Annotated in this window: 15 protein-coding genes; 3 read left to right on the top strand and 12 right to left on the bottom strand. The window is 60.8% G+C overall.

The window, feature by feature from the left end; translation table 11 throughout:
* Positions 1 to 7 precede the first annotated feature (7 nt).
* Together F1C16_RS21960 and F1C16_RS21965 are read right to left on the bottom strand one after the other, a co-directional pair.
* Positions 8 to 388 (bottom strand): hypothetical protein, encoded by a 381-nt coding sequence (locus F1C16_RS21960; RefSeq protein ID WP_185284652.1) that lies wholly within the window; start codon positions 386 to 388, stop codon positions 8 to 10.
* Positions 389 to 490: 102 nt separating this feature from the next.
* On the bottom strand, positions 491 to 1057 hold the full coding sequence (locus F1C16_RS21965) for a hypothetical protein (protein WP_185284653.1): 567 nt from the start codon (positions 1055 to 1057) through the stop codon (positions 491 to 493).
* A gap of 493 nt (positions 1058 to 1550) precedes the next feature.
* Here F1C16_RS21965 and F1C16_RS21970 point away from each other — a divergent pair, with 493 nt between their 5' ends.
* The 3 genes from F1C16_RS21970 to F1C16_RS21980 all read left to right on the top strand — a co-directional run bounded on the left by F1C16_RS21970 (position 1551) and on the right by F1C16_RS21980 (position 5090).
* Complete coding sequence (locus F1C16_RS21970) at positions 1551 to 1961, top strand: hypothetical protein (RefSeq protein WP_185284654.1); 411 nt, start codon at positions 1551 to 1553, stop codon at positions 1959 to 1961.
* A gap of 104 nt (positions 1962 to 2065) precedes the next feature.
* Positions 2066 to 4603 carry a toprim domain-containing protein gene (locus F1C16_RS21975; RefSeq protein WP_185284655.1) on the top strand — a complete coding sequence of 846 codons (2538 nt, stop codon included), beginning with the start codon at positions 2066 to 2068 and terminating at the stop codon, positions 4601 to 4603.
* Between the two features lie 136 nt (positions 4604 to 4739).
* The gene (locus tag F1C16_RS21980) at positions 4740 to 5090 is read left to right on the top strand and encodes a metalloregulator ArsR/SmtB family transcription factor (protein ID WP_308461668.1); all 351 of its coding nucleotides are present in this window, start codon (positions 4740 to 4742) and stop codon (positions 5088 to 5090) included.
* Positions 5091 to 5147: 57 nt separating this feature from the next.
* Here F1C16_RS21980 and F1C16_RS21985 read toward each other — a convergent pair whose 3' ends face one another.
* The 10 genes from F1C16_RS21985 to F1C16_RS22030 form a co-directional block, all read right to left on the bottom strand.
* Positions 5148 to 5333: a hypothetical protein gene (locus F1C16_RS21985; protein ID WP_185284656.1), complete on the bottom strand. Its 186-nt coding sequence runs from the start codon at positions 5331 to 5333 to the stop codon at positions 5148 to 5150.
* Positions 5334 to 5435: 102 nt separating this feature from the next.
* Positions 5436 to 5867, bottom strand: coding sequence for an arsenate reductase ArsC (locus tag F1C16_RS21990; RefSeq protein WP_185284657.1), 432 nt, complete (start codon positions 5865 to 5867; stop codon positions 5436 to 5438).
* Positions 5868 to 5891: 24 nt separating this feature from the next.
* A complete protein-coding gene (gene arsB, locus F1C16_RS21995; protein ID WP_308461669.1) occupies positions 5892 to 6998 on the bottom strand; it encodes an ACR3 family arsenite efflux transporter in 1107 nt (368 codons plus the stop codon).
* Between the two features lie 11 nt (positions 6999 to 7009).
* Positions 7010 to 7504 carry a GNAT family N-acetyltransferase gene (locus F1C16_RS22000; RefSeq protein ID WP_185284658.1) on the bottom strand — a complete coding sequence of 165 codons (495 nt, stop codon included), beginning with the start codon at positions 7502 to 7504 and terminating at the stop codon, positions 7010 to 7012.
* A 12-nt stretch (positions 7505 to 7516) separates the two neighbouring features.
* A complete protein-coding gene (locus F1C16_RS22005; protein ID WP_185284659.1) occupies positions 7517 to 8290 on the bottom strand; it encodes a metallophosphoesterase in 774 nt (257 codons plus the stop codon).
* Between the two features lie 72 nt (positions 8291 to 8362).
* Positions 8363 to 8821 (bottom strand): DUF6428 family protein, encoded by a 459-nt coding sequence (locus F1C16_RS22010; RefSeq protein ID WP_185284660.1) that lies wholly within the window; start codon positions 8819 to 8821, stop codon positions 8363 to 8365.
* A 29-nt stretch (positions 8822 to 8850) separates the two neighbouring features.
* Positions 8851 to 9201: a helix-turn-helix transcriptional regulator gene (locus F1C16_RS22015; RefSeq protein ID WP_185284661.1), complete on the bottom strand. Its 351-nt coding sequence runs from the start codon at positions 9199 to 9201 to the stop codon at positions 8851 to 8853.
* Positions 9202 to 9387: 186 nt separating this feature from the next.
* Complete coding sequence (locus F1C16_RS22020) at positions 9388 to 10074, bottom strand: DUF305 domain-containing protein (RefSeq protein ID WP_185284662.1); 687 nt, start codon at positions 10072 to 10074, stop codon at positions 9388 to 9390.
* 27 nt (positions 10075 to 10101) lie between these two features.
* Positions 10102 to 12171, bottom strand: a complete 2070-nt coding sequence (locus F1C16_RS22025) for a heavy metal translocating P-type ATPase (protein ID WP_185284663.1) — start codon at positions 12169 to 12171, stop codon at positions 10102 to 10104.
* 107 nt (positions 12172 to 12278) lie between these two features.
* On the bottom strand, positions 12279 to 13472 hold the full coding sequence (locus F1C16_RS22030) for an efflux RND transporter periplasmic adaptor subunit (RefSeq protein WP_185284664.1): 1194 nt from the start codon (positions 13470 to 13472) through the stop codon (positions 12279 to 12281).
* Positions 13473 to 13488 lie beyond the last annotated feature (16 nt).

Here is a 13488-nt window from a genome sequence, read left to right on the forward strand (position 1 = left end):
CAGCAGCTTAGTTGGTTAAGCCCCCGCCTTCGCTGCCACCCACGGCGCTGACCAAATCATCCTTGAAGAGCTGAAAGCCGAACCAGAGCAGTACCCCGCCCACGAGCCAGCCCAGGGAGCCCAACGCGTCGGGGGAGCCCTGGATGAACTTCATGACCACCCGAATCAGGCCGATGATGAGGATAATGGCGAAAATGACCTGCACGATGCCAATTACCTTTTCCTTGACCTGTGTCAGCGCCGCTTCGGCACTTTGGGCTCGGGCCGCCCCGGTGGAGAGGGCCAGCACCGTCAGTAGGGCGTAGCCGCGCTGCTCCCATTTGGATGGTTGGTAGGCCTGGCCGGCTACCATCAGGTTTGCCGCCAGATTGAGGGGGTTCTTACACATAAGAATGATGGAAAGAGGGTTTGGTAATGGGTGCTTATCTCCCAAAAAGCAGGGTGAGAAATGCGCAGAAAAGAGGTGAGTTGTAAAGGCCGGCGACGGCATTTAGCTGGGGGCAGCGCCTTTGGTTATCAGGGCAGCCAGGGCCGCTTTCTCGCCATCCGTGCCCGTGCGTAACGCTGCCCGGTTGCGCTTCTTCAGCTCCACCGCAGCCTGGCGGTTGGCCTCGTCGTTTTTGGTGCGCGTCGCTTCCGTCAGCGGGTTGGCAAAGAGCGCTTTTGGCACCGGAGCATCTTCGGCGTCTTCGCTGGCTGGCTCCTCCCCTACTACCGGCTTCACTTCAGCGGCGGCAGCTTCTTGACCCTTGGTCACCGCTGCCTCATCGGTGCCAAGCAAATCCAGCACGTTGACCCTGGCGCCCGGAGCGTGACGAGAAGAAAGGAGCGGCGGCGCCGGCGTCTCTTTTTCAGGGGCATCTTCAACATCTGGTGGACGAGCGTCTGTCGACGACACTGCGGTTTGCGCAGGGGTAGAATTTTCCTCGTCTTGCTGCTCGCTGAGTTGCTGCCGACCTTCTTTGGTGAGCGCCTGGGTTTCCTCGATGCGAGTAGCATCCTCGACTTTTACTTGTTGCTCTTTCGCCTCAATGTCCTCGGGTATGAGCTGCGTCAAGGGACTGTCTGCCGCAGGACGCGCTGACACCGTCGCTATTTCCCGGATAGGAATGACAGACGCCGGGCCGTAGTGAAAAGACCAAACTGATTTGTGATTGCTCTTTGCTACGAGGTCCGTCTTCTTCCCTTTGTTCTTGGCACGCCTCCAGGCCAGCCCGGACACCACTCCTATGAACAAAAGTGCGAAAGCAATGAGCAGAGCCATTTTCATATGAGCCCTGCTTACGATTACAGTTCTGAAAGAGTTCTGAAAGATTTCTAAAACAATTCTTTTACGGTTCTTTATAACTTCTGAAAAGTTTCTACGTTAGGACCAATCGACCGGGTTCTGCCTGGCTAACTCCTTGGAGTTGCCAGCCGGGTCCGGGGTATTACTGCGGGTTTTGTGTTAGGGTATTTGCAGCGATTGGCTGCAATTCGTGTCTTTGTGAATTATCCTTCGTTTAAGTTCACCTAAGCACACTTTCACCCTTAATTCCTCACCACCCCGCATGGTACCATCGCCACACATTTCGGCCCCCCTGGGCTTCCCTGACCTACAACTTTCCGTTCCTTATGCCGACGTTTTACGCTACGCCCAGTTCCGATTATTAATGCTTCCTAAAGGAGAGCTGAAATCGTTTTGCGACCAGCACGATTTGCCTTATACCAGCATCGTTGGCCTTAAAAACAACTCCCTCAAACGCGAAGAACCCCGCCTGCTGCAGCGCTTGCTCCGCAGCCTTGCGGTCACCACTGAGCTCATCCGGATTCCCCCCAACAGCGTGAGCCCACGCTTTCTGTTTGCCAGCTCGGAGGACCTGTCCACTTTTCAAAAGCAGCTCAAATGCTTTGACAGCGGCACCCCTCCCCTCCCCGATTCCGAGCACGCCGCCGGCCCGCCGGCATCCCCAGCCCCGTAACCACGACCGGATAGTATTCTTGGTAGCGTAGCGGTTCCACCCACCGCTTCACTTTCCCCGCCCGGAGCTACTGGTCACTAACGACCACCAGTAAGCTTCCCGCGATGAATGCACCTACCCGAGAGAATGACCCCACCGAGCTTGACCGGTTCAAGCGCGATATTGACCTGGTCGACTATGCCGAGCGCCAGGGCTACCAGGTAAAGAAGGAAGGCAAGCGCGGCGATTGGCACCAGCTCGTCAAAGACGGGGAGGTACTCATCGTCACCCGCAAAGACGACCATCAGGTGTACCTGAACACCGGCGACGACCGCGACAAGGGCAGCGTCATTGATTTTGCGAAAACCCGGGGCAACCACGGCCACGGGCTGAATTTGGGGCAGGTTCGGCAGCAGCTACGTGAGTACCTGAATGACGGGCCTGCCCCGAGTCGCATCTATGCGGCCCCGGTCGACGTGAGCCGGCTCAGCGCCTTGCCCGTGGGCGACCCGGACCACGAGCGCCAGCAGCAGGAAGACCGCAAAACGCGGCTGATTGCCGAGGTGCTGGGCGTCAACAAGGAGCTGACCGACCGCACCTATCTACACGGCCGGGGTATTACCGAGAGCACGATTGATAGCCCGGCTTTTCAGGGGCGCATCTTCACGGCGCAGCAGAACGAGCACAAGAACACCGCCTTCCCCCTCTATAACGAGCAGGGGCTGGCCAGTGTCGAGCAGAAGAACGAGCACTACAAAAGCCTGTTGCCGCTGCCTAAAAATGGCATTTGGGTATCGCACCCCACGCAGGGCAAGGATACGCCGGTCGAGCGGGTAGTCGTGTCCGAATCAGCCATTGATTCGCTCTCGCATTACCAGCTCAAGCACGAAAAAGACCCCAAAAACACGATTTACATTGCGACTAGCGGCACTCCCACCGAGGCGCAGGTAGCCCTGATTCAGCGGGTCATTGACAAGCAGGAGCCCAAGGAAATCGTGCTGGCCAATGACCGCGACGCCGGCGGGCGGCAGTTCAACATGAATTACATGAACGAGTTGCACCCGGCCCGGCCGCTGATTCCCGTAGCCGACCAGGAAGCCTACAAAGAAGCCAGCCGGCCGGTAGAGTGGCACGCTACCAGCGACAAGTACCACACGGCCCTCAAAGTGAGCTACCACCACGACAGCGCTGAAAACGGTGCCGCTCAGGTGCAGCAGCTCACCGACCGGGTGGTCAAGATGAACGGAATCGGGGAAGCCGGCCCCACTATTGAGCTGGAGGTACAGCGTAGCACCGAGCGGGAAACTGTCCTTCGCTTGTCGGTGGCCAGGGCCGACACCGCTCAACTCGAAGTAATCAGCCAGGAGCTTTACCGCCAGCGGGAGCAGCTGCGGCCCGAGCAGGAGCGCGGGCAGGAAGCCTTTATTCGCGTCGATTATCCGCAGGCCAAAGACTGGAACCGGGACCTGGAGCTAACGGCCCAGGGCATGAATGCCGAGCAAATACGTGCTCAAGCCGTGCTCGATGAGCAGCAGCGCGCCGCCGAGCGGGAGCAGCGCCGGCAGGAGCAGCAGCAGCGCCAGGCCCAATCAGAGGCGCAGCAGGAGCGTCAGGAGGATGAAAAACGATTTACTCAGGCCGTAATGGGCACGGCGGTAGCCGACGCCGGCAGCCCCGACGACTCGCGCCCATTCCGCTCTTACCGCAGTGAGCAAGAGGCAGCTGAACACACCGCGCAGTTTGTTCATGCCAAAGACGCCGGTTTGGTGCTTCTGAAGGAGTACATCAACGACAACCCCCCTCCTACTGGCCGCAAGGTCGATGAAGCCGAGCAGGAGGAGCTTCGCGGCCGGGCGCGTTACGCCGCGCCCACTGCCGTTATCAACATTCCCACCGGCTCGTCCGCCGAGGAGAAAACCGCAACGTGGAAGATTGATGAGGTAACTGCCAGCACCACCGGCCGCGCCGAAGCTTGGAAGGAAATCCTGGATAATTCCGGCTACTCCATGCGAACGAGCGAGGTCCGGAGCACCATCGATGAGCAGGGAATCCGCCGGGCGGAGTTTGATATGACGTATCGGAACGACCAGCCGGACATTGCCATCATTCACGCCATCGTGACCAACACCAATTCCCGCGCCGAGGCTGGCAATGAAAAGTATGCCGGCGTGAGCATTGCTGAAAGCGAATCCGACCGCGCCGCTCGTCAGGCCGCCGCGGAAGCCGCCGCCATCCAATCCCACAATCGGGACCGCAGCCAGGATGTTGCCGAAAAGCCCACCCATTCCGATAACGCAGCAGCTCGTCTCGGTGCACAGGGTAGCGAAAAGCAGGTTATTATCAAGGTGGACGAGCCGGCCACCACGGCGGGAGAGCGTGGCCAAGCCGAGGCCGTGAAAGCGGCTATCACGAGCAGTGGTGCCAAAGCCGGCGAGATTCAGAGCACCACCGACGCCGAAGGTATCCGGCACTCGGAAATGAAAGTGTCGTACCGGACTGACCAGCCCGAGATTGGCAAAATCAGTCAAACGCTCGACGCAGTGGCCAACCAGAAGGGCAGCCAGGTTATTGAGCACAGCAGCGACCGGGCCGAGCGAAAGGACATTAGCCGGGGCCAGGAGATAACCCTCAAACGGACCCGCACCGCAGAAATCACCCGGTAGACGGGCGCTTAACTGGCTAAGCTGCCTGACGTGTCAAAAGCAACGAGGAGCGAGCGCTGGCTTGTTCCTCGTTTTGCTTTTGCTCGATCCTATCGGCAGCCCCTAGCCGTACTTTTACCAACCGAAGCTACCAACTGTGGCGCTCGAACAACGCGGCATGCGCCAGAACAAAGCCACTCTTTTCAGCACCGACCAGCAGGAATTGGCCACCGTGGCCAAAGCCCTCGGCCATCCGGCCCGCGTCGCCATCATTCGCCTCCTGGCTACCCGCACCACCTGCACCTGCGGCGAACTAGTAGCCGAGCTGCCGCTGTCGCAAAGCACCGTTTCGCAGCATCTCAAAGAATTGAAAACTGCCGGGCTGGTGGAGAGTGCCACCGATGGTCCCCGCGAGTGCTATTGCCTTTCACCTGCCCGGTGGGCCCAGATGCGGCAACTCTTCGGTAACGTGCTGGTAGCGCTGGCGCCTTTGCGCACCGAGAGGTAAAACAAAAAAAGCGGCCCCGTTCCCGAAGCCGCTTTTGAGTAATAAAGAGTAGTCGTTTTACGATTGGCTCCCTTTCTCCTTCCGTACGCCTTTGAAGGGCGTGCCGTCTTGCTTCACGTCCATGAACTGGCCCGTGGCAGTGTTCCGCTTCACAAATTGCTCCGTGACGGGGTTGAATACTTGCGAACGGCCGCGCACAGCGCCGTTGCGGTGGCCGTCGCCGGCCGGTTTGTTTGTCGCCATAATGGGCAGATAGGAGGGGAAAAGACTCCTATATATTCAACTGCTAGCTCGACAGAAGAATTCCACTAGGCACGAGCTGTTCTTGCCTTCCCCATCGCGTCCTCAGCTTGTTTGAAATTGGGCCCGCGCAAAGTCGTGCGCGTAGGCTTTCACCCGGTCGCGCACCGTCCGGAATTGCTGCATGATGTCCTCCTCGCTGCCGGTGGCTTTAGCCGGGTCCGGGAAGTTGTGGTGCAGCTTTTTCGCCGTTGAAGGAAACACCGGGCACACCTCATTGGCGTGGTCGCACACGGTAATTACATAGTCAAAGGGGACGGCGGCGTACTCGTCCACGTGGTTGCTGGTGTGCTGGCTGATGTCCAATCCGTCTTCGGCCATTACGCGCACCGCCCGAGGGTTAAGCCCGTGCACTTCCACACCGGCGCTGTACACCGCGGCCCGGTCGCCCAGCTCTTGCTCCAGATAGCCGTGCAGCAGCTGGCTGCGGCAGGAGTTGCCGGTGCACAGCACCAGCACGTTTTTCTTGTCAGACATAGTCAGGTAAGTAAAGCAAGAGAACTAAGCTTGCGTGGCCACGGTCTTGCCGCCGTACCAGCGTCGCCTAAACCAGAAGGCCAAGTTGACCAGCGCAATCAGCGCCGGCACTTCAATCAGCGGCCCAATCACGCCCGCAAAAGCCTGTCCCGAGTTGAGCCCGAATACCCCGATGGCTACCGCAATGGCCAGCTCAAAGTTGTTGCCCGTTGCCGTGAAGGCAATGCTCGCATTCTCGGCATAATCAGCCCCCAGGTACTTGCCCGCCGCGAAGCTGAGCACGAACATGATGCCGAAGTACAGGGCCAACGGCAGGGCAATGCGCAGCACGTCCAGCGGCACCTGCACGATGGCCTCCCCCTTTAGGCTGAACATGACCACGATGGTCAGCAGCAGTGCCACCAGTGTAATCGGGCTAATGGCCGGGATAAACACCTGTTCGTACCACGCGTTGCCTTTCAGCCGGCGCAGAATAGTGCGTGAGAGAAACCCCGCTGCGAACGGAATGCCGAGGTACACCAGCACGCTCTGCGCAATGTCCCAAATACCGATGTTTACCGCGTAGCCTTTCAGCCCAAAGTAGGGCGGCAGCACCGTGATGAATAGCCAGGCCAGCACCGAGTAAAACAGCACCTGAAAAATGGAGTTCAGGGCCACCAGCCCGGCCGCGTATTCCCGCGAGCCGTCGGCCAGGTCGTTCCATACCAGCACCATGGCAATGCAGCGGGCAATGCCAATGAGAATCAGGCCCATCATGTACTCGGGCTTATCCGGCAGCAGCCAGATGGCCAGAAAGAACATGAGCAGCGGCCCCAGTATCCAGTTCAGAAACAGCGAGAGCCCGATGATGCGCATGTTCTTGAACACCGTCGGCAGCTGCTCGTACTTCACCTTGGCCAGCGGCGGGTACATCATCAGAATAAGTCCGATGGCCAGCGGCACGTTCACCGTGCCCACCGAGAAGTAGTTGATGGCCCCGTTGATGCCAGGTACCATATAGCCCAGGGCCACGCCCAACGCCATGGCCAGGAATATCCACAGGGTCAGCCCCCGGTCCAGGCCCGAGAGCTTCTTTTCCGCCAGCGCGGCCGGAGCCGGTGCGGCGGGCAAAGGTTGATTCAAAGTCATCATAAGGAGTAGTGTTAAGCGACGCCGACGGTCGGGCTGCGCCGTTCCATCTGCACTGTGTTGCGCCACACGCCGTGGTGCTGGCCGATTCGTTCGCGGTGCCCAATCACCCGGAACCCCGCCTTCGTGTGCAGGCCGATGCTGGCTTTGTTCTCTTCAAACGTGCCGGCCTGCAGCGTCCAGATGCCGTGGGCTTCCGAATCCGCTATCAAGGCCTGCAGCACTTGCCGGCCCACGCCCTGGCCCCGCGCTTCGGCAGCGATGTACACGCTGATTTCGGCCACCCCGCCGTACACGCAACGGCTCGACACCGGCGAGAGCGCCGCCCAGCCCCGCACCGTGCCGGCCTCGTCCACCGCCACCAGCCGGCTATGGCCCAGGTGGGCGGTATCCCATGCTTCCCAGGCCGGTGCCTGCGTTTCAAACGTGGCATTTCCCGTCGCAATGCCAGCTTCGTAAATGGCCTTTACCGCCGGCCAGTGGGCGTCCGTCATCGGAATAATCGTCATGGCAGAATCAGTTTAATAGGCGTTGCGGAGCATGTCCGCGTATTCGTTGGGCAGCGGCGAGGCCTCGACGGCCAGTGCTGCCTTCTCCACGTCGTACTCAACCCGCACCAGCTCCGAGCGCACACTGTTAGGGTCCGTCAGCTTGCTGTTTTCGTTCAAGTGCAGCAGTTGGTAAGCGGCCCGCGGGTCGCCGTCCTTGGGCTTGCCCACCGAGCCAATGTTGAGAGCGTGGCGGTAGCGGGTTTCACCCTCGTGCTCGTAGGCAACCGTGCGGTGATAGGGCTTGTGGGTGTGCCCAAATAGCAGGATGTCGGCGTTGGCATCGGCCAGCACCCGCAGGAAGCTGGCCTCGGGCCGGTCCTCGAACAGGTACTCGTTGATTTTGCGCGGGGAGCCGTGCACCATCAGCAGGCTCAGCGTGCAGGGCTCCTCCTGAAAGTCCAGCCGCATGTGCTTGGGCAGGTAGCGTAGGTAGCGCCGCTCGTCCGGGCCGACGATGTGATTCGTGTACGCAATGCTCTGCGCACCCAGTCCCTTTTCCACATCGGTTTTGTAAGCGCAGCCGCAATTCTCGCTGGCCAGCCCGATGCCCTGGTCGTAGTTGCCGGCCAGCGTCGGGATGCCGCGCCGCCGTACCTCGTTCACCACCTCGTTGGGCCAGGGGGCGTAGCCCACCAGGTCGCCTAAACAAAAAATCATGTCGGGGCGGCGCTGCTCCATATCGGCCAGCACCGCTTCCAGCGCCGGCAGGTTGCCGTGCACGTCGGAGAAAAAGGCAATTGTCATCAGAAACCAAGAAGAAATGCGGGGATTAAAGCAAAACGGCGCTTCCCAGTAGGGTAGCGCCGTTAAGTGCGGTTAGCAGCACCCGCCGCCCGGGGTGCAGCAGGCGCTTTGCAGTTGCGGGAGCGCAATCTGGTGTTCTGCAATGCCGCAGGCATCCTGTGCCAGGCAGGCCGTCTGCTTTGGCGTCAGCACGAAGTCCGTGCCGTCGAACGCAAGGCCGAATTTGCCAATGGTGTCCTGCTGGTATTCTACCTCGATGTTCAGGTCCTCGCTGCCGAGAATCTTCTCCGAGAGCTTCAGAATGTGCAGGAATTTCTGCGGGGCCAGCCGGTGGTCGTAGTCGCCGGCTTCCCACAGCTGAAAGTTGGCCACGGTTTCCCGACGTTCTACGCCGCCGCAGTCGATGAAATGCTTGCTCACTAAGCCTACTTCCGTCACGTGGAAGTGGGATGGCAGGTAGTCGCCGGTGGGTAGGCGGAAGTTAACGGCGTCGAGTTTGGCCAGGGACTGCTTCATTTCGGAGATTTTCATGGGTTGGAGCGGTTTGGTGAAGGATATGGTTAGCAGCCACAGGCGTCGGCCGGCCCACAGGCCGCGCTCGTCGTGGCCTCGATGAAAAAGGCCGTGAATTGCTGGTGCACCTGGCGCAGCAGTTCGGTATTCAAACAGTAGCAGACGGTGAGGCCGTCAATTTCCCCGCGAATCAGGTCCAGGGCTTTCAGCTCCTGCAGGTGCTGAAAGACGGTGGTGCGCGAGAGCGGCAGCTCCGCCGCAATGTCCCCGGAAATGCAGGTTTGCTTACTGGCCAGCAACTGAATGATGGCCACCCGGGCGGGGTGAGCCAGGGCTTTGGCCACGCGGGCCAGCTGCTGTTGCTCAATCGTAAAGGCCTTGGTTTTCGCGGTTGTCATAAAGAGGTCAGTAACTATGTCGTAAATGTACGACATAGTATGTCGCAAGTTTGCGACATAAGGAAAATAGTTTTCACAAGGCCAAAAAAAGCCTGAGCCGGCGCCGCGCAACTGCATGGACGACACGGCTCTGGCGTATTTCGAACAAATGACTGGCTACCTATTTTTTGGTGCAGCAAGAAGTAGTTAGTTGGAGGGCGCAATGGCATGGGCCTTCAGCCAGCGCTGGTACTGCTGGACCTCCACTTGCTCATCCCGAACAATGTTGCGGGCAGCGGCTTTGACCTCCGCATTGCGGCCGAAAGACAGCTCCACCCGCGCTAAGGCTACGCCGCTCTGGTGGTGGAACTGCATGAGGGTGGCAAAATCAGCATCAATGCTGCCAGTAGCGGGCGGCAACTCCCGTAGGGGCCCCAGTGCGGCAGTCATCTGCCGCACAAATGGGTCTTTGGTATTGTCCGGGCGGTATTCTTGTCCCGCCGGCGGCTCGCGGGTAAGGGCCAGCGTGAGGACGTGGTTGTCACGTTCATGGCCTTTAAGCACGTGCTTCGCCATGGCCCGCAGGGTTGAATCCTGGCCCTGCGCTATTTCCACCGATGCCAGGCGCTGAGCCCCGGCGTGGTGCACGGTCATGACGCGGGCAAAGTCCTCGTCCCAGCAGCCGATGCGACGCACCGTGTCGAGCTGTTGCATCAGTAACTGTACGGTGTCACGCAGGGAGGTCGGCCGCTTCACGGGTGCCGGCACCGGCTTCGTCTTGGCTCCGGCTTGGTCCTTCTGCTCGTATTCGTCGGAATCGTGCCGGGAGGTGCAGCTGGCGGCGGCGAGACTGCCGGCCAACAAGCCGGCTACAAGAACAAGGTGCGGTTTCATGATAAGAATTGATAAAGTCAGTCAGGGTTAAGAGCGAGGCGATTCCCCTTTGCTGGTGAAGTCCATGCGCTGGATGCGCACGGCGTTCAGAATCGCCAGCAGGGCCACGCCCACATCGGCAAATACGGCTTCCCACATGGTGGCTAGGCCGCCCGCGCCCAGGGCCAGCACCACGGCTTTCACCCCAAAGGCCAGCCAGATGTTCTGCCACACCACCGTGTGGGTGGCGCGGGCAATGCGCCGGGCGGTGGCAATCTTACTGGGGTGGTCGGTTTGAATGACCACATCGGCCGTTTCAATGGTGGCATCCGAACCCAGCCCACCCATGGCAATGCCCACGTCGGCCAAGGCCACCACGGGCGCATCGTTTACCCCATCGCCCACAAAGGCTAGCTTGTACCCGTCGTTGAGGTACTGCTGCACGTAGCGGGCTTTGTCTTCGGGCAGCAGCCCGCCGTGGGCCTCATCAATGCCTAACTCCTTGGCCACCCGCTGGGTGATGCTGTCTTTGTCGCCGGAGAGCATCACAATCTTGGTAATGCCGTCGGCGCGCAGCTCGCGCACGGTCTGTTCGGCGTCGGCCTTGGGGGCGTCGGCCACAGTCAGGTAGCCGGCGTAGGTGCCATCAATTGCCGCCACCACGATGCTGTCTACCACCTTATCAACTTCGGCCGGATAACTTACCCCGTATTTGCTGAGCAGCTTGGTGTTGCCGGCCAGTACGTCGCGGCCATCGACCCGGCCCCGTAACCCGTGGCCTGCTATTTCCTCTACGTTTTCAACCCCGACCCCGGCCGCGGCTGCCCCCACGTGCTGCACCACCGCCTTGGCAATGGGGTGCGTGGACTTGGTTTCCAGCGCCCCAACCAAGCGCAGCAGGGCGGCCGGCTCGGTGCCGGGCACCGCCATTACCTGCTGCACCGCAAACACCCCTTGGGTGAGGGTGCCGGTCTTGTCCATCACTACCGTGTCTATTTCGCGCAGCACGTCCAGGAAATTGGAGCCCTTGAGCAGGATGCCGGCTTTCGAGGCGGCGCCGATGCCACCGAAGTAGCCCAGCGGAATGCTTACCACCAGGGCGCAGGGGCAGGAAATCACCAGAAACACCAACGCCCGGTACAGCCAGGTGCGAAACACGTAATCGTCAACCACGAAGTAGGGCACCACGATGAGCAGGGTGGCCAGCAGCACGACGATGGGCGTATAGGTTTTGGCAAACTTGGTGATGAAGAGCTGAGTTTTGGCCTTGCGGCTGACCGCGTCCTGCACCATGGCCAGGATTTTGGCAAGCTTGGTGTCCTGGTAGGTGGCCGTCACCAGCACCTGCACCAGCGACTCCTGGTTTATCATGCCGGCCAGCACCACTTCACCGGTTTGCTTGGTCTGTGGGGCTGATTCGCCGGTCAGCGCGGCCGTGTTGAAGCTGGCCGGGCCCTGGGTCAGCGTGCCGTCCAGGGCCACTTTCTCGCCCGGCCGTACTTCGATGGTATCGCCCAGCTGCACCTTTTTGGGGTCCAGCACCAGGGATTGACCTCCGCGCAACACCGTGACCTCCGTGGCCTGAATCTCCAGCAGGGCGCGGATGCTGCGCTTGGCCCGGTTCACGGCCGCGTCCTGAAACAGTTCGCCCACGGTATAGAACAGCATCACGGCCACCCCTTCCGGGTACTCGCCGATGGCGAAGGCGCCGAGCGTGGCGAGGCTCATGAGCAGAAACTCGTTGAAGACGTTCCCCGAAGGAATGCTCTGCACGGCCGAGCGGATAACTTTCCAGCCCACCAGCAGAAAGGCAACCCCGTACCAGAGCAGGCGGACGTACTTGGTAAAAAAGGCCACGTCGTAGTAGTCCAGGGCAAGCCCCGCCAATAGCAGGACCAGGCTGGCCACGGCTGGCCCGTAGGGGTTGTGCCACCACGACTCGCTTGGTTCGGCGGCCGCTGCCGGCGCGTGGTCGTGGCCGGATACGTCGTGGCCCTGTGGTTCGGCCGCGGCGGTAGGGGTTAGTTGGTCGCGGGTCAGCGCGCCCACGTTTTCCAGCTGCACCTGCTTGGCGGTGTTCAGCTCTTCGTTCAGCTTGTCAGGAGTTATATCAGGCATGATAAGTCGGGAGTTGGCACGCGACCGGTCGCCGGGGTAAATCCAGGGCACTGGTCGAGGCAATCTTGGCAATTAAAGGGTCTTCCAATGGCGAGGCCGGAGGACTATTATTCTTCTTCTTCTTCGGCGTTTTTCATCTTGGCCAGCAGCGAGTAGGCCCCGTCGGTGACGAAAGAGGTGGAAGCCGGTACCGAGTCGGGCAGGGTGACTTCGGTAAAACCGTCCTCGCTGCGGCCCAGGGTGACCGGCACCATGCGGTAGCGCCCGGGAGCCTCCACCGCGTAGGCGTAGTTCTTGCCCTCGAAGCGCACCAGCGCCGCATCAGGCAACGTAGGGGCTTGGGTGCGGCCGGTTTCGATGGTAGCCCGTACGTAGAGGCCGGGCAGCAGGGTCGGGTCGTTTTCCTGGTCGAGGTGGCCGTGCACGCGCACGGTGCGGTCCTCGCCAATGGCTTTCCCCACCAGGTACACGCGGGCCGTGCGCTGGCGCCGAGAGCCGGTGGAATCGCTGGCTAGGGTGAAGCGAATCAGCTGCCCCTTCTGCACCCTTGCCACGTCGCGCTCGAAGACGGTCAGCTCCACGTGCAGGTGCTCGGGGTCCACGATTTCAAACAGCGCATCGGTGGCCGTCACTGCCTGCCCTACCGTCACATTCACGGCCCGCACAAAGCCGGCCCGCGGGGCGCGGACGCTGGCCGTGGTCACCAGGCGACCACCCACGGGCAGGCCGGCCAGCCGCAGGCGGGTGGCCTGGGCAGAAGTTTGCACCTGCAGGGCATTAAAGTCCGCTTGGGCGCGCTGGTAGTTTTTCTGCGGGGCCACTTCCTGCTCGTACAGCTCTTTCTGGCGGGCCAGCTCGGTACGGGCATAATCGAGGCGGGCGCGTGTTTCGAGGTAATCCTGCTGCAGGGTCACGAACTCCGGGTTGCGGATGGTGGCAAGCACCTGGCCTTTGCGCACCCGGGTGCCCTGCAGCAATTCCGTATTCTCCACGAAGCCACCCAACGGGGCGGTGATGGAAACCGCGCTTTCCGGCGGCACATCCAGGGTGCCCGTCACGGCCAGCCCCGCGCCCATGGGACGGTCGGAAATGCGCCCGGTTTTCAAACCGGCGGCCTGCTGCTCGGCGGGCGAGAGGCGGACCACATCGGCGGCTTCTTCGGCCTCGCCGGTTTCCCCACCTTCGGCGGCCTCCTTCGTTTCGGCCGCTTCGGTATCCGCAGGCTCGGTTTCTTTCTTGTCGGTGGTGCAGCCGGCCAGGGTTAAGCCGAGGAGCAGCACCAGGGATGCAATCTTATTCATGGTTGTCAGGTCAGAG

This window comes from Hymenobacter sp. NBH84 (assembly GCF_014217645.1).
In the GTDB taxonomy this organism is placed as follows: Bacteria; Bacteroidota; Bacteroidia; order Cytophagales; family Hymenobacteraceae; genus Hymenobacter; species Hymenobacter profundi.

Excerpts from the sequence above, each read along its gene's own strand:
- F1C16_RS21960 (WP_185284652.1), bottom strand. The coding sequence starts at position 388 with ATGTGTAAGAACCCCCTCAATCTGGCGGCAAACCTGATGGTAGCCGGC.
- F1C16_RS21970 (WP_185284654.1), top strand. The coding sequence starts at position 1,551 with ATGGTACCATCGCCACACATTTCGGCCCCCCTGGGCTTCCCTGACCTA.
- F1C16_RS21975 (WP_185284655.1), top strand. The coding sequence starts at position 2,066 with ATGAATGCACCTACCCGAGAGAATGACCCCACCGAGCTTGACCGGTTC.
- F1C16_RS21985 (WP_185284656.1), bottom strand. The coding sequence starts at position 5,333 with ATGGCGACAAACAAACCGGCCGGCGACGGCCACCGCAACGGCGCTGTG.
- F1C16_RS21990 (WP_185284657.1), bottom strand. The coding sequence starts at position 5,867 with ATGTCTGACAAGAAAAACGTGCTGGTGCTGTGCACCGGCAACTCCTGC.
- arsB (WP_308461669.1), bottom strand. The coding sequence starts at position 6,998 with ATGATGACTTTGAATCAACCTTTGCCCGCCGCACCGGCTCCGGCCGCG.
- F1C16_RS22000 (WP_185284658.1), bottom strand. The coding sequence starts at position 7,504 with ATGACGATTATTCCGATGACGGACGCCCACTGGCCGGCGGTAAAGGCC.
- F1C16_RS22005 (WP_185284659.1), bottom strand. The coding sequence starts at position 8,290 with ATGACAATTGCCTTTTTCTCCGACGTGCACGGCAACCTGCCGGCGCTG.
- F1C16_RS22010 (WP_185284660.1), bottom strand. The coding sequence starts at position 8,821 with ATGAAAATCTCCGAAATGAAGCAGTCCCTGGCCAAACTCGACGCCGTT.
- F1C16_RS22015 (WP_185284661.1), bottom strand. The coding sequence starts at position 9,201 with ATGACAACCGCGAAAACCAAGGCCTTTACGATTGAGCAACAGCAGCTG.
- F1C16_RS22020 (WP_185284662.1), bottom strand. The coding sequence starts at position 10,074 with ATGAAACCGCACCTTGTTCTTGTAGCCGGCTTGTTGGCCGGCAGTCTC.
- F1C16_RS22025 (WP_185284663.1), bottom strand. The coding sequence starts at position 12,171 with ATGCCTGATATAACTCCTGACAAGCTGAACGAAGAGCTGAACACCGCC.
- F1C16_RS22030 (WP_185284664.1), bottom strand. The coding sequence starts at position 13,472 with ATGAATAAGATTGCATCCCTGGTGCTGCTCCTCGGCTTAACCCTGGCC.